The organism is Hungatella sp. SB206 (assembly GCF_051132295.1).
GTDB lineage: Bacteria > Bacillota > Clostridia > Lachnospirales > Lachnospiraceae > Hungatella > Hungatella effluvii.
This window is the reverse complement of the sequence record NZ_CP096603.1, coordinates 371,300-391,176: the sequence shown is the minus strand read 5'-3', so window position 1 is coordinate 391,176 and position 19,877 is coordinate 371,300. Positions and strand designations below refer to the sequence as shown.

The window sequence follows — 19,877 nt, the reverse complement described above, 5'->3', positions numbered from 1 at the left end:
TTATCCCCATATCTCGGTATTGCGTTTTTTCCTGGGCCTGCGATATAAAAGGATCCCCATTACAATGCCTATTAATAAACCTGCAATATGCGCGGCATTATCAACACCTGTGCTGGTAAAGCCAAAATACAGGGAACATACAATCATCACAACCAGCTGTCTGGTACTCAAGTCTTCCAACCGGCCACGATTTATGATGACGGCGTATAAAAGTCCGCCTATCACACCAAATATAGCTCCCGAAGCGCCGGCTGATACGACGTTTCGGTACTCACCTAAATTCACGGCCATGGATACGATATTCGCCCCCACTCCGCAGATCAGGTAGAAAAACAGATATTTTATATGACCCAGGGCTCTTTCCAGGTTATCACCCAGGATAAAAAGAATCAACATATTGTTCATAATATGGCTGATTCCAAAGTGCATAAATACAGAGGTAATTAACCGGTAATATTCACCTTTTTCTATTACCAGCGGCGCATACATGGCGCCGTGTGCCACCATGAATGATGTATTCTCCGAAGAACCTGTCGCCTCCAGAAAAAGGAAGTACAGCACGTTTAGCGCGATAAGGCCGGTATTCACATATGCTTTTTTTCGTCCGTACAAATCTTCCATTGTGCTCTCCTTATAATCTTACGACCATTCTAGCACAATTTGCCGCTTTATGTAAATATAAATCCAATATTTGCGATATAAACTTCTTCTCCAGGCAAAAGTACCGCGGTTTCGTTCATCTCCAGCAGCCTTCCTCCTACCGTAGTTCCGTTTGTCGAATTTAAATCCGTAATCCTGTACTCCTCCCCTTCTCTGTCTATTCTCGCATGGAGACGGCTGACTGTATCACGGGCTAATACATAGTCTGCCAGTCCTTCCTGTTTACCAATAATAAACGGAACGTAGGAAATGATAATGTCAGGGATTCCCGGTTCTGTACTGCGGAGGCATCTGGAATTTAAAGGCCGTTCCGGTTCAGTCAATAGGGCCGTAGTACACTCCTCATTCTTTAAATTCATCTCATAATTACCTGTAACCGGAATTTCATGACTGTTCTCAGGTTCTTCCTGAAACACCATCTGCCACTCATGGCGACTTTCTTCCTCATCATATCTGTTTTTGTCCTCTCGTTCAACAAAATCCCGTTCTTTCTGATCCCCCTCAAGTAATTCCGGAATGACGATACGCACAAATAAAAAAATTATTGTCAGCACATCCAGCGCGACCAGAAGCAGCCAGTATTGTTTTATACCTCTTTCTCCATATAAAAACCAGCAAAAAACAGGTCCGCCTGCAGCAATAACGGCAAAGGTTAAAATATTGCGGAACAGAGCTCTCGTTTCCACCAGACTTTCTTCTCTCTTTTTACTGCCATCCTGTAATATAGTTTTGTTCTCAAGCACCTTTTTTCCGCGCTCTTTCCACTCCGGTTCTCTTCGCACCGCTTTTTTATTCCTGCCCACCGGTCGTATCAGCTCCGCCTCTCCATCGGTTTCCATCGCATCCGTCTGCCAGTCATTATCTTTCATCTCCGGTTCTTTCCCCCACTCGTTTCTCATGTCATCAGACTTATCCCGGCCTGTCAGCCTCAGAAGGTCCCCCATTCCATAGTTCTCCTTCAAGCTCTCCTGATAAAGGCCGTATGCCATTACTACACACTCCTTATCCTGATGATTCACCTTTCCAAGAAGGTATTGCAGAAGAGCCGTCATCTCTTCCGGAAATATCCCCTGACGTCCTGGAATAAGACAGAGATACACCGTAAAATTTTCCGGCTCCACATAGATATAATCCGGCTCTAACAAAATCTGGCCTTCCTGCAGTAAATATGTCTCCATCCGCTCCAGAGTCCTGACGATCCCCGTAATCAGGCATCGGAGCTCCTCTGCCCCCAGGCTCTGGTATTCCAGAAGCCGCGTCAGAGGCTGTCTCGATGTAATCTCATAGTAGTAAGATCTTATGTTATCCACCTGCTTCACATGAAATTTCAAAAGTCCATCGATACAGTTGGAGGCCATCATCCGTATCTCATAGCTGTCGTAAAAAGTTTCTTCCGGGATAATAATCAGATAATTATGCTTCAGTTCTCTTTTATATGTGATTTCCATATCATTCCTCCTGGTTTAAAAGACTGCACATCCGCAGGAAATTCTCCGGATCATATTCATTCTGGTGGATTGAAAGGGACCAGGTTCCCCCTTCTCCAGAGGCGCTGACGCTCCGTCCCATCAGTGCCGTTCTTTTTTCCTCTATAATGAATTTATAGCCGCTCCAGGAGAATGGTCTTCCTGCCAGGCGCTCTGCATAGGCTGCCGCCTCCTCCGACGTAATCTCCTCTCCATGACGTAAATACTCTGAAGCTCCCTGCAGGGCCATCGCTCCCACAGTCTCATCCCGCAGCCTGTACGCTGCCTGAACAGAAAACAAAACTGCCCACAGAACAAGCGCCATAACGAAGGCTGCCTCTATGGTATAACTTCCTGCCAGTCTTTTTTTCATGAAATCACCATCCAGATCCATCCGGGAATGAGGAACGGTAAAAATGGCACCGTCATTCTGTGTATATTTATTCCATGTTTTTTTCCATGCAGGAATAGAAACAGGCAAAATATACCGCCCCATAATATTCCGTATAAAAGCAGCCGCACATTATCATAAAAGCTTAAGTAAAGCCCGCTGACCACGAAAAACAAGCCATCGCCAATTCCGATCGCACCTGCGGTCAGCCTGCCTGCTGCAAAAAGCACCACCCCCACCAGGCCCCCGCTCAGGGCCTGTAAAACAGGCTCCCCACCAGTCAGCCTGATGGCACATGCAACTGCCCCATAGCCCAGATACAGCCATACACTTACACTTTTATTCCGCAAATCCTGCCAGGCCGCAGCCGCTAAAAATGTCATAAATATTATATGTACCCGGTTTATATCTTCCATTGAGTCTCCTCCTTTCCCGTCCTTCTCTATTTTGCGCAATAAGAACATGGCCCCAGATATTCCACCTCCGACAACGGCACTGCGCGCACATAAGCGACAATAGATGAGCAATTCCTGTCGCCATGATAGCTCTCCCCGCTTGGCATGATATATACAGAACTTCCCGGTCCCGCAAGGCCGCCGCATCTGGCACACGGTTTATACTTCCTTCCATCAGAATTTCTCACAGTTCCTGCATCTGCAAAAGAGATAACGCTGATATGATTGTAAAGATAGTGGCAATTCCTGTTTCTATGGTACCGGGTACTGCTCTTGCCGATATAGACCAGTTCATCTTCCATATCCTGTCCGGTATCCCCTTTCCCCTTACCGCCGTCTCTGCCAATCCATGCTCTTCTGCAGCTTCTGGCCGTCATTGGCACACTCTTTATGCAAAACACAGGAAATGGAAGAACCATCTGGTAGCTGAGAATTAAGTCTATGGTTTCTCCGTCCTCCAGAATCCGGGAGCCGGTCAGGGAAAACTGACCTGCCTTCTCCGTATGAATCCGGCTTCTTATCCTTCCTTCTGCATATAAGCGAAAGCCTGTCTTCGTCATATCCTCAATGAGTTCCTCCGGAATTCCGCTTTTCTTATAGTCTTCGCTTTCCAGCGTGGAATCGGACAGCACCCCCGCATACTGGCTGATTTCCGCGCACACCTGTTCCAGCTCCGTCTGTATTTTTCTGTTCTCATTCATCAGTACCATCGGAATCATCAGGAGCATCATGGCAAACAGGAACAGCGGCAGTGCCAGCGCGGCTTCTACCGTTATGCTTCCGCACACACGAAGCCGGTCTCCCAGCTGCCGGTACCAGACATGCCGGGGGGAGGCGAAAGATAATACCCTCTTTACAGGGAGGCCGTAAATCTCAAGGGGGATTCGTACCTGGAGAGTAACTGATCTTTTTTTATTAAAATCCTTTGATAAGGGCCGCTGTAAAAAGGGCATTATCCTTCGCCTCCTGTTCTAATACGCTTTGTCCGTATGCACTTCCATGGTATAGCGTGGATCCCCACCCAGCCAAAACAGATGCTTTCCAGTGCCAGTGCCAACAATCTCAGCCTGGTACACGCACCGTTCCATGGTAAAATCCGGCTGTTTTCTGGAGAGATTTATCTGGACTACGTCCATCACCCGATAATATAGACGCTCTGCCGGTTCTATAAACAGCAGCATCTTTAAGTAATCCTCATAGCGTTTTCCCTCCCCCGTCTCCTGTCCTGCTTCCACTTTTCCCTGTTCTCCCAGGGTCAGAAGTCCGTCTAAATTCAGTTTCCACGTCTCCCTCGTCTTTATAAGCGGAACTCTGTCTCCGGCCAGAAGAGCCTTTAGATCTGCCGCCGCTTCCCCCAGAGCCCATACTGTCATAACAAAGAATGCTACAATCCCTGTAAGCGGTGCGGTCCCGGTAATACCGGTAATTGCCGCAGCCAGCGCACGCGCCTCCTCTCTCTTCTGGCTGTCTGACAAGATATGTATAAGATTAAGTCCTTCCCGCACTGCCAGAATTTTCGCCGCGGCGAATTTCAGATTTTCTTCATCTGTTGATTTGCCTCCCAGCACATATTCCTGCTCATAACGCACCTCCTTCTGGTCAGCCGACAAAAAACAGGTGAAAAATCTGCCTATATATTCATCTGTCAATATGCGTTCCAGAAAATTATCTTTCAAAATGTCTTCTGTATGCATTGCCGATGGAAGTCCCCTTGTCTGAATCACACCTTTAGAAACCTCCTGCCCTTCAGGAAGGACTAACATCAACAGATCCAGTCCCGCCATCTGCTGAATCTGTTCCAGAAGATTCTGCTTTTCCGGTTCCTTCAGCCCCGCCCGAAAGGAGAGCTCCGGTATCTTCACTCTATCCCAGACAGCCTCAACAGATCCCCATAATGCATCCTCATCCGGCCCATCTCCCTCGTCCTCGTCATCCCATTCATCAATAATTTCTTCGACCTCATAAGACCGCTCCACCGCACGGTCGATCAGCCCTGCATTTCCTTCTGTCCCGGGGAGCATGGCTTCTATCTCCCTCCGCTTCTCTCCGTTCTCAGAAATGTATGACTCATAGCTGGCCAGTTCCTCCTCCATGGCCCTCCGTATACCTTCGCTTAAATCATCCCTCTGCTGCTCTGTGTCCGCCCTCGTTTTCTCCAGATGTGCAGCCAGTTCGTCAGCTTTCTTTTCGTAGGTCTTTATCAGCCCCGGAAGGCGCCTCGCCTCTTTTTTTAACTGCTTTGCGGCGGTCCGAAAACCGGATCCTTCCCAGCCGGACAGCCTGGCGGCGGCCTTTTTACGATACTCTTCCTGGTTCTCCAGCGATTTCCATATGGCTTCAAGCGCACGTTCCATGCGTGCCGCCTCCCTCGCGTGGCCGCTGTACGCCTCTGAAACGGTCTGCAGGGATTCCGCCTCTTTCAGTTCCTTCCATAGAGTTTCCGCTTCGGATTCCTCCGCTACAGTATCCCAGATTCCATACCGCATGTAATCCTGTATCTCCTGCTTAAGGTTGGCTCCGTGCTCATCAGTAATATGGGAAATCCCTTTGACCGAGGCGGACTGAATGACAGCCGGATACCAGCCATGGGTTTCCATATAAGGCTCCATATGCTTCAGCCACGTACTGCCTGGTTCGTCCTCATCTTCGTATTCCAGCAGGAAAAGCCGGTACTGCTCCCATGCCGCCCGGTGATAGCCGCTGAATACAGAATCCATGGCGGAATCTGCCGCCATCTTCAGATACCAGCCTGCCCCTGCGGTCCTGGCGGACTCGACGAGCCCGCACACCAGACTGCAGACGCACAGCATAACCAGACTTAAGAATACGGTTATCTGCCCGCTTTTGCGCATATTAATATACCTCTTTCGACTGACTGTTGATTTCTTTGAATACATTGTTCAGCAGGGTTGTAATCTGTTTCTTAAAGATGATTACAAGACCGATCAGCACGACGATAAAATCCAGTACCTGCCCCGGAATGCTTGAAAATACTTTTCACATCTTTCACATCACTCCGATGTGTAAATTATTTTTCTTTTTAATTTAGTAAAAAAGCAGGCTCTTGGATATCCTCTTGTCCAAAAGTCTGCTCTCTTACTTTATGTAAAATTACCTATTTGCTTTCTTTCAACTTCTGATTTTCCTCTTCTAGTAATTCTATCTGCAGCTCTAGCTCTTTAATTCGTCTCTTGTATAAAATCATTTGTCTTTTCAGCTGTTTATTAACTTCCTCAGTTGCTCTATCAAAAATTGCCTTTTTAGGATTATAACATTCTCCCTGCTTCAATTGTGCCTCTTCTACCATTTGTTTGGCCTGCAAATTTCTATAAAAATAGCTCCTATCCACCCCTGCATATTTTGCCAATGCAGTAATTGATATCCGCTCCTTTCTTCGAAGCATCGCATCAATCTCTCTCTGAATAATTTCTAAATTCTCTTTTTCTTGCTGTTTCTTGAGCCCTACGATTTTATCATACTTCATTTAACATCACTCACACCTTCCTGTTGTATTCGCAAAAAATCTAACTCTGATTTTAGCTTTTGATTTTCTGCTTTCAACTTTATAATTTCGATTCTCATAGCTAACAATTTTTCCTTATACTCATCAAGGAGTTCCACTTCGTCTATGTTCATTTTATAGCTTTGATTTTGAATATCAACAGCTTTATGTACTTCTTCTTTGATTTTTGGATTTCTGTAAAAAAACGAGTTAGATAAGCCTGTTCTTTTGCATAATCCGGAAACTGTAATCCTTTCGCCCTCATTACGCATTCTTTGAATTTCATCCATTGCCAGTTTTACTTTTTGCCTGCTTTTTTCCTGGCTCATTTCGATGATTTTATTTGCTTTCATCCTTAATCACAACCTTTATAGTTTTTTTAACAATGCAATTTCCTTTCGATCCAACCGTTTCTTCAGCGTGTCCACCTCTTTTTGAAGTATACTGCACTTTTGAAGAAGCTGCTCATTTTCAACCTTTAACCTTTGATTCTCTGACTGACAGCTGTTAAAATCTTTCTTCAATTCTTGAAAATTATGACCTGCAACATTTCTTTCTTCAGATGACTGCTGTACATCTATCCGCCGTGGCTGTTTAATAGCTTCCTCCAGTTTCTGACGGACTTGCTCATTCTTATAAAAAAATCCTCTTGATAAACCTGTCCAACGAACCAATTCTGTTACAGAAATCGGCAGTCCTCTGGCACCCATATCATCTATTGCCCGAATCGCCTTTTTTATTTTCTGTTCACTCTCAGCTTTATTAACGGCTATCATCTTATCATATTTCATATCCATCCCACTCCTTTACCACATCCATTAAAATCATATCGATTTTCTCTCTGACTGCCCTCGTTTCATCCGCCATTATCTTGTTCCCAATCTTTCGGTAATGATGTACACTTTGTAATGTTTTATGCCCCAAAAGCCTTGCGATCATCCAGTCGTCGATATGCATCTCTGTCAGCTTTTTCCCATAACAATGTCGGAATGTATGTGTTCCAAAATTCAGCAGCTCTCCATTCTCATCCCGAATATCATTTTTCCTAATCATCTGCATGACTCGATGTTGAAGCATGCTATACTGAAATGGTCTCGATAGATCCTCTTTTTTTACAAAAATATATTTTGTCTTTCCATAATGTTCCTCGGTATAATCAATTGACTTTATAATAAGCTGTGCTATTTCATCACTAATTGCTTTTTCAAATGTGATTGATTTTACCTGCTCGATTCGTATAAAATATCGATTTTCTCTTATGCTCAAACAGTCCGTTTTTAGTGTAAGCGTATCCGAAATTCGTGTTCCCAGCAGCTGATGAAGGATTAATGCCCTCGCTATTTGTTCATCCATCTGAAAAATGTTTTCATTCAGCTTCTTTACGGTTTCATCCGAATAAAACTTAAATAGATATCTTGGTGTGCTAGGAAAATCAGTACTTATAAATAGGTTTTTGATATCTTGCCTATCATAATGATTTCCCACATCTTCAATCACTCTTCGTAAGCCATATAAATCAGAGCGATAATTTTTCCTCTCTTTTGCCTCTGTCTGAAGATAGGTCAAATAGTTTTCCATAATATCCCGTGTCAAATCTAGTAATGATTTAATCTTGGGATACCTTAATGCCAGATATCTGCAAAACCTTTTAGTCGCTACCATTTCAGCCGTAATACTTCCTATTGCCATATATTTCAAATGCATAAAAACTACTGTTTTAACTTCTTTTCGGATTGTTATTTGACTGATTCCTTTAAAATTTATAGTCTTTACATTCTTTATCGGATTGCTGCGAAGAGGAAATTCAAACTTATCCAATTCCCACACATCTCTATCCTGTTCTAAGTACTCCTCATCCTTCTGAGAATACCTCAGAATCTTCTTCATATGCTTTACTATGCCAGGTGTTTCTGTTGCTACAATTTCATAAACGCTTCGATACTTCTTACTTGTAAGGGCATATCCCTGCTCCATCATCCAGCTCTTTAGCTGCAAAATAATCTTATTCTCATCCTCATATCTTAATGTTTTAATATTCTTTTTTATAAGAAAATGCCGGATATTATTAAAATATAATATTTCGGACGCCAAACTACTTGGAGCAAGTTCCTTTCCCCTTTCCCATACAAAATCTTCCAGGAGCTTTCTTACTGCTTCTGATGGAAGTCCTTCCAGGTCGAAGTAACGTTCTTTCCGGACCCTCATTTTCTTTTTCTGTTCTTCTGTCGCATTCTTATAGCAGTCTAATTCATAGATATGTATCTTATTTTCCAGTTTTTTCACCCCGCTTCTTTGGAATAATCCCAGTTGCAAGAAGATTTTCTGTCTGATTGAAATATTCCATATTCGCCTGTTCGATCCGTTTAGGCATATAGTCTATATACTGCTTTGTCATATTTTCATTGTTATGCCCTAAGTAATCCCGAATCGTCTGAATGGACACTCCATCATCATAGAAACTACTTGCCAATGTATGCCTGTAATCATGCGTTTTGAATGTTTCGCCCGAAATATATATTCCATACTTCTTACAACTTGCTTTGAATCCCTTAACAAATGTGCCAATCCTATATGCCCCACCATCCTTTGAGTTGAAAAGGAAATCAGTGGATTTGATATGATGCTTTTTTATATAAATTTTCATAATTCGATAAAGCACCAATGAAATTGGTATCATTTTTTCCGCTTTCATTTTAATTTGATAAACCTTAATCCATGCATCTTCTCCATCCCAATAATATGCGTCTCCTTTTAATGTACATACCTCACTGATCCGTAATCCTGTTGCCCATAAATTTAGGAAAATAAGCCTTTGTACTTCTGGGAAAAACTTTAGCTTTTTTAATATTTCCATATACTCATCTTCTTGAACACTTCGATCATGGTGATATGGGTAGACTTTCTGGCTGTAATAGTTTTGATCAAAAATTTGCCCCTTGATATGTCCTTTAACATTTAAGTATGCAAAAAATCGGTGAATATCAAATATCTGCCTGTTTACTGTTTCTGCCTTAATTTCCTGTTCCTGCAGGAGCTTGAAGTACTCTGCTATCTGTTCTTCCGTAATTTCACATATGGATTCTATTGTATTAAAGTAAACTAGAAATTTTTTAATGTAACACAATTGACTTCGTATATTTCCTAGTGCCAAATCACTGATACCTACTTGATATTTCATATACTCTTGTAGCAATTCCCTGTTTCTCTCATTCGTCACTTCGTAAAAACTGAGTCGCTGAACAGGATTACTTGGGTTTACACGCTCTGGTGCAAAATTGAACCTTTCCATATACCAGACATTTGCATACCAGTGAATTTCTTTTCCACTCATAAATAGTATTTTGCGACTGTTATCCACAATCTGCATACTGTTCTTCACATTTACAACTTTCCTGGCTACAATTGTTTCCAATTTCTTTATTTGCTCCAGTTCAAGACGCTCGATATCATCAATTCCTTCCTCTATGCAAAACTCATACATCCACCTTAAAGGAAGTAGATAACGCACTCTGCGATCCTTGCTGTCTTTTATATTCCTCAAGGCATAGCATAAAATCTGAAAAATTTGCCTTTTTAAATTTTCTGACGCCTTTTGGCTAAAATCCCATACCAGTTCGCTTTTATCCTGGATATAATCAAAATCTGACCCTATGTCCTGATCTGGTATGTAGGGAAGAAAAATCACTTGCCCTTCATACTTGAGCTGTTCTTTGTTTCTTCCAGAAAGTGTTTCCATTTCTTTTCGGATGTCAAACTGTTTGATCCGATCCAATGTCTTCAAATATTCAAGGCTTTTAGAGAAAGTTTTTGTCCTACGTAACTCACTTTCATACAGTTCTCTGGTTCTATAATCAATTTCCCTTACATGATGAATTCCCTGCCGTATCAAAAAATTCCTAACATTTCCTTTCAAGCGTTCTTGCACTGTATTGCACCGCTCAATTTCATCCAGCAATTCTTTATACTCATTCCGGATAAGTGCCTTCTGCAAATTTCTCAAGAATCCAGTTCGCTCAAACACCTGTTTCTTTGTAAAGCTCCCCGTTTCATGCAAAAAGATTTTATAATTACGGAAATCCTGTTCTTCTATAAGAAAAACATCATATATTCCTACACCTTTTAGATAAGACTCTGCACACTCCCAGTATGTACTCGGTACATTTATATCCGTTGTCAACTGGTTATGAAGATAATCCGCTTTATCCTGTGATTCCGTATTCAATAATCTTAATGCAGGCACATGCTTCTCCTCCTTCCCTAAAGTAATTTGTCGATTTCATAAATGGACTGATGTTTTCTATAAAATTCATCGCTGACATCAATCAACTCCTGATCCGATATATTTAAATATCTCATCGTTGTTTCTATATTTCGATGCCCAAGTGCCTGACTAATAAGTTCCAACTTCCATCCAGCCTTCCGGCGAGCATTTGCAAAATAATGCCGCAGCATATGTGGTGTTACTTTAATCCCAGTCTTCTTCTGCAGCCGTTCCATCAATGCATAGACGCCTGAGTCCTGCATCGGTTTTCCAGCATAATCTCCCGAAATGTTAATAATCAAGTACTCCTGCTGGAAAATAAGGTCTTTATATTCCTCTATATAAAACTGCAGAATTTCAAAGGTGGCATCGCTGATTTTTGCCTTCCGGTATTCTGCATTCTTAGCCCTGGCTCCATTTTCATTATCTTCTCTAAAATTGACATACAGTAAGTGTCTCTCATAATCAATATCTGTCGCATACCGGACTCCCAAAAGCTCCCCGATGCGAAATCCCGTTTCTGCTAATAATAAAAGCAGGATTTGATCGCGACAATTGGCACATGCCTTTAATAAAATCACGATCTTATCCTGCTCTATGGTCTTCCCTATATGTCCTTTTTCCTGTAGATATCCATGAAATGTATTCCGGTATAATGTCCTTTTTACTCCCACTGAATTATGTACAATAATTCTCATATCAGAGAGGACTTTTAATTGCTTTATAGATTCATCCTGCTGTCCAGAAAATCTATAAAATCGGAACACCTCTTTTAAATACGCATTACAGGTCTCATTATATGGTTTCTTTTTGTAACTATCTCCACTATGCAATCCTGCCTGTAACCATATCAAATAGTCTGTAAAGTGTTCCTGCTGCTTATCATATGGCATCTCCCATACATCATCTAACTGGATGCCAGTCTCATCTATATAATTCAGATAGTATGAAATGGCTCCTGCACTTCTTCTGATAGTATTAGGTGACAATTTTGATCTTTTTTTATGCATTAGATACTTGGAGGGCAGTAACACTATATCCTGGCTCTCCTGCTCACGAATGAAATAATATTTTTCGTGATTATCTATCTGGGAATCCACAATATACCTTGCCATATTACTTTACTCCTTTCCTCTAACGCTATACACAGTATACCGTGTTACTCTTCTCATAGCTATCACACAATGTAACAATCTTTCCTTTTCAAACGAAGCATTATCAATAAACAACGTCAATCGATTTGATAACTCCCTGCTATTCCAAATGCAATACCTGCAGTTAACAAAAATCCAATAATTCCAACTGCCGCAACAATCAATATCCCAATCATGATCGTTCTACCTCCTCAACAATCTCTATAACATCTGGCATTCTGCCATCGTAACCGCTTCATCTTCCATAGCAAAATATTCATCTGCCACATTGCGTTCCACCGCCAAAATCTCTCCAGCCTCCTTCTCTCCCAGCTGGATCGGCGCCAAATACTTAATAATTCTCCCACATAATTTCTGGTCCGGACAAATATCCAGCATCCCCATACAGGTATTCACAATAAGGCGATCCAACACATCGGTAATCACTATTTTTTTAGCATCATATCCTCTCGCACCGATAAAATTTGCCAAGTTCTCCGGGGTCAGTGCCAACATATATTCTTTTCTGGCTCCCCCACCATATGGATACTCATAGGCATATCCCATCGTTTCTGTGTTCATGATCCGTTCTACCATATTCTTTTCTTCTGCTCTCATAAAATCTTCTCTCCTATTTTTTAACTGCCAAACTCAATTTTCCCTTCCAATGGCGAATATGCATCGACACCATAGCTTTCCTGAAGGATCTGAAATCTTGCGAGCTGCATGGATGATCTGGACAGCCTGCCCCGGTTTACAATCAAAAGAACATCTACCTGTTCTTTCTGGACCGCTTCTATAAAATGACGAAATCCATTTCGATTCCAAAGCGGAGTTGTCCCCACATCACTGGAACTTCCAACCAGTTCAAATCCCATCTGCTCTCCATAATCAATCAGCTGTTTAAACTGACTTTTTAATGCACCATTTCTATCTTCCGGTGCATCAATCGCACAATAGATCCACGCACGTTTTCCCTGACCCATTCCTGCCTCCTGCTCCTTTTCCAAACACCCTTTATGTTCTTCTCTGTACTGTTACACCAAAACTCACGAGAATTGCCTCATCTACTTTACGCATCATGGCTCCACTCAGACTTCCTACATACCCTCTTAATCTTATCCGGTCAATCGTCCTTACCTGCTCCAATAAAATAACAGAATCATTATGGAGTCCTCTTACATGATTTCCCAATTCGATATGTGTAGGTATCCAGTGCTTATTAGGCCGACTTGTAATTGCTGCCACAATGACGGTTGGACTGTAACAATTACCAACATCATTCTGAATAATCAAAACCGGCCGGATTCCCCCCTGTTCAGAGCCTATTACCGGCATCAGGTCTGCATAATATATATCTCCTTTTTTTATCGTAACACTTCCCCTCCTTCCATCTACTCTGGACTACGAATGTTCCTACTCTTTATGAAAAGTCTCTATCTCTATGTAATTCTGCCATCATATGGCAAATGCCTTTTTTCCATCTTACGCTGATGACCTCGCCTGCCAAAAGTTCATCCGCTCGGATTCCCTTTCCCAGCTCCTTCTTGGCTGCTTCTTTCTGCCCTTGCAAAAGTATGGATTTTACCTGGTCAGAATTCAGAAATAAATATCCTTTCGATGTCATAAAATGAAAATTGCTGTCAGGATATAATTCCATAAATTCTTTGACACGCATATACATCTTCCTCCTTATCATTTTGTGATTTAGAACACAAGGATAGCGGCAGCCTTATCCAGTTGATCTATCTTTCCTTTTCCGCTGGATAAATATAAAGCTGCCGCCATAGTTTCTGTTAAAAATCACTTGTTCTTCATTTTCAAAAGTTCCTATTCGACACAACTTCCCGGAACCAGATATCGGAAATACTGATATTCCTGTTACAACCGATATCTTTGGGCGGCAACACTGACCAGCCATGGCTTAAGGCTGTCATGGGATTGTTCCCCTCCGAGGGTCTCTCCGAGCCGCCCTCATTGCGTGTTCCCGTTTTGCGGGGCTGTGACTGGACGGAAGTATCATTATAGGCTGTTCAGGTCATTGCAGGCAGTCTGCCAAAACTGCTTTAAGGACAAATTTTTTTCGCTCTGCACCTTTGATGTCATCTTATTGACAGACACTCTGACTATCTGCAGGTGGTCGTGGCGGATTTTCCTTTGTGCTTTTCCTTTTGGGCTGAACAACTAAGGTATCTGTATTGCCGGATATGACTGTTTCACACAGTTTTTGCCAAAGAACAGAAAGAGAAATCAGTCCCCTTCACTTCCTTCCACGCTGGCAGAGAAGTTTGAGAACCAAAAACAGAAAAATAATTAAAATAATTTTCTCAGTTTCTCTAAAATCTTCTGTCTCCGTTTGTTTATCGCCTTCTGTGACAATCCAAGTACCGAAGCTACCTCCCGTTCCGTCCGTTCCTCAAAATAGAGTTCCTGAATCAACCACTGTTCTTCTTTCGAGAGTTCTAAAAGGAATTTATGTAACTGTTCACACTCTATTTTTTTCAGAATCTGATCCTCCACACTTCTGTTTTCTTCTGGAAATTGCACAGCCATTTCCTGCAGGCGTTCATAGGAATCCTCTCTGCTAGGAATGGTCATTTTCTCTCCTGTTTTAGGATCTACGATATTTCTTGCTCTTTTTAAGTCATATTCCTGATACTGCATTTTTCTTTCACTTGTTCTCAATACAGCGATTACTTCCTCGCTGGCTTCCGGATACATTTTTCTAAAATCCGGTATCTTATACGGTTTTGCCATGTTCCTGTCCTCCTTAGTTTTCGTTGGGTGGTGAAAACGAAGGACAAGTGGCGGACTACGACATAGGTTTCTGGCAATCCTCAAGCAAGAGCTTTTCTCCATACGCTGCTCCTTAGAAAAAAAGAAGCCAACGGGAGGATCCCGCTGGCTTTTAACAAATTAGAAATTGGATGCAGCGCACAAAACACTATAAAAAAGACCCCATACATTTCTGTATGAGATCTTCTCGCTCAGCACACTGACCATCCAGTGTACTGACTATAACATGAGAGAAGTCGGACTTTCAGTAGGACTCTTGTCGGACTTTAGTCGGACTATTTAATTGATATGAAGCGTTCTCGGTTTGCTTCCGTCACTTTCAATCAGATGTTCTTCCTTCAATTGCCGAAGATAACCATGCACAGTTGATGGGGAACGATACCCTAAACCTTTTCCGATATCCCGTACAGTAGGCGGATATCCATACCTTTTTATGTATTGCTCAACAAAATACAAAACTTCCATTTTCTTTTTGTTGCTCATAAAACCACCTCTCCTCTATTCATAAAGTAACGGTTCTTCCAAAGCCTGTTTGATTTGAGGAAGAGCACTCCCCCAAAGAGATAGACCGAATATTTTAATTGCTTCCTTTTTTCTATCATAATATGTGCTTCTTTCCATCCGAAGCGTTTCCAGTAATTCAGGCTCTGTATATCGGAACCGGCTTAAATAACACTTAAACACAATGTCAAAATAAAGCTGTGGTGAATATGGAAAATCACGCATTTTAACCATGGCCGAGTCTACCAGTTCCACAAGCCACTTGGTCTGGAACAGGCTTTTTACTGTTTCTTCAAACTTTTCCCTCTCTACAGTAGGAGCAAAATCATTCAGATATAGAAGCCCCTCCTCCAGTTCTCTACCATAACAATATTCTGCTTCTTCACGAAGCATTGCAGCACGGTCACAGGCCGTCCAGCATACATTTCGATAAATAGATAATAACAATTTTGACCTTTCATATAAATTTTGTTCATCCAGATGCTGCATCACACACAGCATCTGAATACTGTTTTTTGCCAATGAGTTTTTCCGTCCCATAAGCCCCTCCTATCTTACCGGTTCATAACTCCCGGCATAATCAAACCATGATCTCGATATTCCGGCATCTTCAGATCCTTCATCAAGGCCGCTGGATAGATAGCCCTTTTTCCAAATCGCCGCCGAGTTTCCTCAATCGCCAGAAATAATTTTTCTTCTTTCTCAAGCCGGATTGGATCCGAAAACAAACAGATTTGCTCCGGTTCTTTTGCTGATACCAAGTTGATTGCACGAACAGTTACCGAACGCACAGGTTCCTTCCAATCATAATTTCTCTGAAATAGTTCCCTCGCCAGTTTTGCAATTTCCAAAGGCACTATCGTCGGAAGGGAAAGTTGACCTTGATACTGCCTTGTAAATAATTCCTGATTGCGAATCGCTATCTGAACCCCCTGTGCTTTCAATCCATGAATCCTTAATCGATGTCCTATGTCCTGGCATAATTCCAGAATAACCTTCCAGACCTCCTCTTCTGTTTTAAGATCTGCTGTACAAGTAATTCCATGCCCCACACTTTTCATCGGAGACACAAAGTCCTTCTCCATTACCGGACTATCATCCAGACCATTTGCATATGACCACAGCATCAGCCCATTTTTACCAAGAAGCTGGTTCACATAATCATGATCCATTTCTGCCAGATCTCCTATCGTATAAATTCCAACTTGCTCCAGCTTCTTTGTAGTTGAGCGGCCACAGAATAATAATTCCGATACCCGAAGCGGCCAAACCTTTTGTTTCCATTCTGATTCTTCAATGCTAGTTATGGCATCCGGCTTCTTCATATCACTTCCCAGTTTTGCAAATATTTTATTGAATGAAATTCCTATACTAACAGTCAATCCCAGTTCATTCTTCATCCTGCAGCGAATCTGGTCTGCAATTTCTTTTCCAGAACCATAAAGAACCTGACTTGCTGTCACATCCAAAAAGCACTCGTCCATTCCGTAAGGCTCTACCAGGTCTGTATATTCCTGATAAATCTCTCTTGCCATGTTGGAATATTTTAAATACTGTTCATACTGGGGTGGAACCAAAATCAAATCCGGACAAAGTCGTTTTGCCTCCCAGTTAACCATCCCTGTTTTTATTCCTGCTTGTTTCGCTTTCTCTGATTTTGCAAGAACAATTCCATGACGGTTTTCTGTGGACCCGCACACTGCTACTGCTTTTCCCTGTAGCTCTGGGTTCAGCATCATTTCTACAGAAGCATAAAAACAGTTCATATCACTATGAAGGATTGTCCGATTCATATTCTGTACCCTCTTCCAATTTTTTCTAGCAATTATTAGCACACTTATTCTTGACAGCTTGCACACTCACTATTATAATGTGCATATAGTCACTGATACTTGCTAATCCTTGCTAATTCAAATATTAGCAACTACATGCACACTTGTCAATAGCACAGTTAGCAAGTTTACGCACACTAAAACGAATGGAGGTCTGACATGAAATCTTTTGGTGCTAAAGTTAAAGAACAACGTGGAAATCTTGGATTAAGTCAGAAACAATTAGCAGAAAAAGCCGGAATGGGTATCCGAACAATTACTTCTTATGAATTAGGAGAAAGAAAACCATACCAGGCACAGCTTTATAAGCTGGCAAAGGCACTGGAGGTATCAACCGAGTATCTGCAAAACGATAACATAGAGGATCCATCTTATGGTTTAGACCGCATGGAATATGTAGAAGATATGAGAAAAAAAAGCGGAACCAGAGAGGCATTGGATCTACAAAAAATGCTGGCTGAGAACACAGCTCTTTTTGCAGGAGGCACTCTAAGCGAAGAAGCAAAAGATGCTTATTTTCAGGCAGTTGCCGAAGCATACTATGACTGTAAAAAAGCAGCCAGAAAAACCTTTGGCAAAAAGAAAAATCCACAATAATCTTCTCCCGTAATATAGTCCGAAAGGAGGGAGCTGTTTTGACTATTCAATCCATATCTGAAGAAGTCAGACGGATCCAGAAAAAATATGGTGAATCGGATCCATTCCGTCTGGCACAGGCAATGAAAATTATCGTGGTATTAAAACCGATGGGAAGATATAAGGGGTGCTGCAAAGGATTTTATGTTCAGCACCGCAGAATCAAACATATCACAATCAACAGCGATTTGCCGGAAGTGATTCAACGGGTCATACTGGCTCATGAAATTGCTCATTCCGTGCTTCATGCAAACATAACAGCTGCATTTCATGAATTTACACTATTTGACGATACAGATCGGCAGGAATATGAAGCAAATCTCTTTGCTGCCGAACTGCTGTTATCTGATGACTGCGTATTAAATGCATTAAACGAAGACCAGTTTTTCTTTCAGGCAGCCAAAGCTCTTTATGTACCAGCAGAATTACTGGACTTTAAATTTCGTGTCATGAAACGTAAAGGTTATAAACTGGAGTCTCCCATCGTATCACATGGGAATTTTCTGAAAACAATTGAATAGGAGGACTACTGATGAACGAAGATACTATCCGCGATATATACTATGTAGAACATAAATGGAACCCCCATTTTTTCTATCTCTCCCCAAAATCATTTTGCCAGGATCTTGAAAAAAATGGCCCCGATCTATACCTTGACTTGTTCCATGCCATGTATCAGGAAGAGTCTGATTATATTTGTCCATATACGGAAAACGATTTTTCCCTTAGAAAAGAACTTTGCAACAATGGGACAACTATCATCTATCAGCTTATTACTCCATCTCCTGTCCTCTCCCCTCTTACCCGGTGTGTCTATTTCTGCTGTCAATTAGATAAGCAGCAATATTTTTACTATACCTCTGAGCTAGCACATACCGGTGATTATCTGCTATGCGGATGGACAAAGGATGAAGCGCATCTCATTTTCCATTCCGATGCATCTACACTTGAGGAAGAACTGGAAGAAGTTAAAAAACTTTTTAAGGAGGTAGAACTATATGATCGGTGTTCAGACAGACTGCAAAGTTTATGTAAACGTAAGAGCAGCCTTCCTTCCAGACGGAAAGATGCTTCCAGAAGAACTTACCTGGGAAGACGGAACACCTTATACAATTGACCGCATTTTGAATGTGAAACCCTCTGTCGCAAGGAAAGCTGGAGGTCAGGGCGACTGTTATACAATTTTGGTAAACGGAAAGCAAAGCCATCTCTTTTTTGAACGCAGTACAAATTTAACGGGAGCTTATATAGGCCGGTGGTTTGTAGAACGAAAATCTTAACCAAAACCCTTATATAAAAAAGATAGCTGTCATTTTACGATATAATGTCAACTATCTTTTTTATATGGCATCATTTTATATTAACGCATTCCAGACGCACACTCTCCCATATTAATGTCCAGCACCCCTCTGGGCGGCTGGATCAGGGCGTCCTCATACTGGCACTTCCACTGAATCTCCCGGCACATCTGGCCATTCGCCACGCCGTCTATGGTTTCCCCATCCTGAATGGGGTTATCATGCTCCAATATGTACGATGCCACATTGTAGGCGTGGTTTACCACCCAGTTGGGGTCCATGTCGTGGAAGTGGTACTGGAGGTCGGGCAGGAACAGGGTGCTCATGCCCACCGTGTCGATGAGCATATCTTCGGTGCCCTCAATGTTAAAGAAGCGGACATTGACGCCAAAGCGGATGAACCGATCCGAGCCTTCAATCTGGTGAGAACGCACATCCTCCGCCAGAAACAGTTTGCCGCAGTTCTGGAAATAGAATGCCTCACAGGTGGGGTATAGCTCCGCCAGAGCCTCCAAAAAGTCGGCATCCAGATTGGCACGCTCCAGCGCCGGAAGCGCCGCAGCCAGCATATCGGTGGCTACCACCTGATATTTGCACTCCCGGAAGATCCGCTCCCGGTCCTCCTGGCAATCCCACATCTGGCTCATCAGGAAGGCATCAAAGCCTTTGCCCTTGAACTTGTCGCATTTCATCACCATCAGCTGCACCGGGCATTTTCCGTCCTTGAACTCTGCAATATGCTCCTGTGCGGCAAAGCCGGCCATTTTCTTATCATAACAGAAACACTCGGTTGATCCGATGTGCTTCTCCATTACGGCAGTCATTTTTTCTTTATCCGGCATTTCTACCGGCTCTTTGAACAGCATCTGAATGAGATAGGGGCCTCCGGGCTGGGGACCTTTTTTGTCGTCCAGGTTTTGCTGGAAAACTTTATTGCTCATTTGGT

Annotated in this window: 24 protein-coding genes and 1 pseudogene; 3 read left to right on the top strand and 22 right to left on the bottom strand. The window is 42.3% G+C overall.

Annotation, left to right across the window (positions count from 1 at the left end; genetic code table 11):
* From M1L66_RS01840 to dinB, 21 genes and pseudogenes are all read right to left on the bottom strand, one after another.
* Entirely contained in the window at nucleotides 1–621 is a 621-nt protein-coding gene (locus tag M1L66_RS01840; protein ID WP_110323706.1) for a rhomboid family intramembrane serine protease, read from the bottom strand.
* A gap of 47 nt (nucleotides 622–668) precedes the next feature.
* On the bottom strand, nucleotides 669–2,108 hold the full coding sequence (locus tag M1L66_RS01835; protein ID WP_187023395.1) for a DUF6382 domain-containing protein: 1,440 nt from the start codon (nucleotides 2,106–2,108) through the stop codon (nucleotides 669–671).
* A 1-nt stretch (nucleotide 2,109) separates the two neighbouring features.
* Nucleotides 2,110–2,499 carry a hypothetical protein gene (locus M1L66_RS01830; protein ID WP_187023394.1) on the bottom strand — a complete coding sequence of 130 codons (390 nt, stop codon included), beginning with the start codon at nucleotides 2,497–2,499 and terminating at the stop codon, nucleotides 2,110–2,112.
* Complete coding sequence (locus M1L66_RS01825; RefSeq protein WP_434690469.1) at nucleotides 2,496–2,933, bottom strand: prepilin peptidase; 438 nt, start codon at nucleotides 2,931–2,933, stop codon at nucleotides 2,496–2,498. The genes M1L66_RS01830 and M1L66_RS01825 overlap by 4 nt, the downstream gene beginning before the upstream one ends.
* Nucleotides 2,934–2,959: 26 nt before the next feature.
* Nucleotides 2,960–3,925 carry a TadE family protein gene (locus M1L66_RS01820; protein ID WP_434690466.1) on the bottom strand — a complete coding sequence of 322 codons (966 nt, stop codon included), beginning with the start codon at nucleotides 3,923–3,925 and terminating at the stop codon, nucleotides 2,960–2,962.
* A gap of 18 nt (nucleotides 3,926–3,943) precedes the next feature.
* On the bottom strand, nucleotides 3,944–5,824 hold the full coding sequence (locus M1L66_RS01815; RefSeq protein WP_434690464.1) for a DUF5702 domain-containing protein: 1,881 nt from the start codon (nucleotides 5,822–5,824) through the stop codon (nucleotides 3,944–3,946).
* Nucleotide 5,825: 1 nt separating this feature from the next.
* Nucleotides 5,826–5,930, bottom strand: a pseudogene (locus M1L66_RS01810) (Flp1 family type IVb pilin); the annotation flags it as partial.
* 157 nt (nucleotides 5,931–6,087) lie between these two features.
* The gene (locus M1L66_RS01805; RefSeq protein ID WP_117472702.1) at nucleotides 6,088–6,456 is read right to left on the bottom strand and encodes a DUF6262 family protein; all 369 of its coding nucleotides are present in this window, start codon (nucleotides 6,454–6,456) and stop codon (nucleotides 6,088–6,090) included.
* Nucleotides 6,453–6,827, bottom strand: a complete 375-nt coding sequence (locus tag M1L66_RS01800) for a DUF6262 family protein (protein WP_117472700.1) — start codon at nucleotides 6,825–6,827, stop codon at nucleotides 6,453–6,455. The genes M1L66_RS01805 and M1L66_RS01800 overlap by 4 nt, the downstream gene beginning before the upstream one ends.
* 15 nt (nucleotides 6,828–6,842) lie before the next feature.
* The gene (locus tag M1L66_RS01795; protein WP_242990749.1) at nucleotides 6,843–7,265 is read right to left on the bottom strand and encodes a DUF6262 family protein; all 423 of its coding nucleotides are present in this window, start codon (nucleotides 7,263–7,265) and stop codon (nucleotides 6,843–6,845) included.
* Nucleotides 7,255–8,757: a site-specific integrase gene (locus tag M1L66_RS01790; protein ID WP_117472695.1), complete on the bottom strand. Its 1,503-nt coding sequence runs from the start codon at nucleotides 8,755–8,757 to the stop codon at nucleotides 7,255–7,257. The genes M1L66_RS01795 and M1L66_RS01790 overlap by 11 nt, the downstream gene beginning before the upstream one ends.
* On the bottom strand, nucleotides 8,738–10,714 hold the full coding sequence (locus M1L66_RS01785) for a tyrosine-type recombinase/integrase (RefSeq protein WP_117566496.1): 1,977 nt from the start codon (nucleotides 10,712–10,714) through the stop codon (nucleotides 8,738–8,740). Before M1L66_RS01785 ends, M1L66_RS01790 begins: the two co-directional genes overlap by 20 nt.
* A gap of 17 nt (nucleotides 10,715–10,731) precedes the next feature.
* The gene (locus M1L66_RS01780; RefSeq protein WP_117471876.1) at nucleotides 10,732–11,850 is read right to left on the bottom strand and encodes a tyrosine-type recombinase/integrase; all 1,119 of its coding nucleotides are present in this window, start codon (nucleotides 11,848–11,850) and stop codon (nucleotides 10,732–10,734) included.
* Between the two features lie 240 nt (nucleotides 11,851–12,090).
* On the bottom strand, nucleotides 12,091–12,486 hold the full coding sequence (locus tag M1L66_RS01775; protein ID WP_117471878.1) for a hypothetical protein: 396 nt from the start codon (nucleotides 12,484–12,486) through the stop codon (nucleotides 12,091–12,093).
* Between the two features lie 20 nt (nucleotides 12,487–12,506).
* On the bottom strand, nucleotides 12,507–12,854 hold the full coding sequence (locus tag M1L66_RS01770) for a recombinase family protein (protein ID WP_117471880.1): 348 nt from the start codon (nucleotides 12,852–12,854) through the stop codon (nucleotides 12,507–12,509).
* Between the two features lie 31 nt (nucleotides 12,855–12,885).
* Nucleotides 12,886–13,206, bottom strand: a complete 321-nt coding sequence (locus M1L66_RS01765; RefSeq protein WP_008400338.1) for a type II toxin-antitoxin system PemK/MazF family toxin — start codon at nucleotides 13,204–13,206, stop codon at nucleotides 12,886–12,888.
* Nucleotides 13,207–13,291: 85 nt separating this feature from the next.
* Nucleotides 13,292–13,546 (bottom strand): hypothetical protein, encoded by a 255-nt coding sequence (locus tag M1L66_RS01760; protein ID WP_242990537.1) that lies wholly within the window; start codon nucleotides 13,544–13,546, stop codon nucleotides 13,292–13,294.
* A gap of 635 nt (nucleotides 13,547–14,181) precedes the next feature.
* Nucleotides 14,182–14,625, bottom strand: coding sequence for an RNA polymerase sigma factor (locus M1L66_RS01755; RefSeq protein ID WP_002593746.1), 444 nt, complete (start codon nucleotides 14,623–14,625; stop codon nucleotides 14,182–14,184).
* A 318-nt stretch (nucleotides 14,626–14,943) separates the two neighbouring features.
* Nucleotides 14,944–15,147, bottom strand: coding sequence for a hypothetical protein (locus tag M1L66_RS01750; protein ID WP_002593747.1), 204 nt, complete (start codon nucleotides 15,145–15,147; stop codon nucleotides 14,944–14,946).
* 15 nt (nucleotides 15,148–15,162) lie between these two features.
* Nucleotides 15,163–15,705: a hypothetical protein gene (locus M1L66_RS01745; RefSeq protein ID WP_002593748.1), complete on the bottom strand. Its 543-nt coding sequence runs from the start codon at nucleotides 15,703–15,705 to the stop codon at nucleotides 15,163–15,165.
* A 14-nt stretch (nucleotides 15,706–15,719) separates the two neighbouring features.
* Entirely contained in the window at nucleotides 15,720–16,958 is a 1,239-nt protein-coding gene (gene dinB, locus M1L66_RS01740; protein ID WP_117471884.1) for a DNA polymerase IV, read from the bottom strand.
* Between the two features lie 198 nt (nucleotides 16,959–17,156).
* On the opposite strand from dinB, the gene M1L66_RS01735 reads away from it, so the two are divergent.
* From M1L66_RS01735 to M1L66_RS01725, 3 genes are read left to right on the top strand one after another with little or no spacing between them, the layout of a single operon-like run.
* A complete protein-coding gene (locus M1L66_RS01735; protein WP_117471886.1) occupies nucleotides 17,157–17,594 on the top strand; it encodes a helix-turn-helix domain-containing protein in 438 nt (145 codons plus the stop codon).
* Between the two features lie 38 nt (nucleotides 17,595–17,632).
* The gene (locus tag M1L66_RS01730) at nucleotides 17,633–18,154 is read left to right on the top strand and encodes an ImmA/IrrE family metallo-endopeptidase (RefSeq protein ID WP_117471888.1); all 522 of its coding nucleotides are present in this window, start codon (nucleotides 17,633–17,635) and stop codon (nucleotides 18,152–18,154) included.
* An 11-nt stretch (nucleotides 18,155–18,165) separates the two neighbouring features.
* A complete protein-coding gene (locus M1L66_RS01725) occupies nucleotides 18,166–18,750 on the top strand; it encodes a hypothetical protein (RefSeq protein ID WP_117471890.1) in 585 nt (194 codons plus the stop codon).
* Nucleotides 18,751–18,993: 243 nt separating this feature from the next.
* Here the strand turns inward: M1L66_RS01725 and M1L66_RS01720 are convergent, their stop codons facing one another.
* On the bottom strand, nucleotides 18,994–19,872 hold the full coding sequence (locus M1L66_RS01720; protein WP_117471894.1) for a DUF4261 domain-containing protein: 879 nt from the start codon (nucleotides 19,870–19,872) through the stop codon (nucleotides 18,994–18,996).
* Between the last annotated feature and the right edge of the window lie 5 nt (nucleotides 19,873–19,877).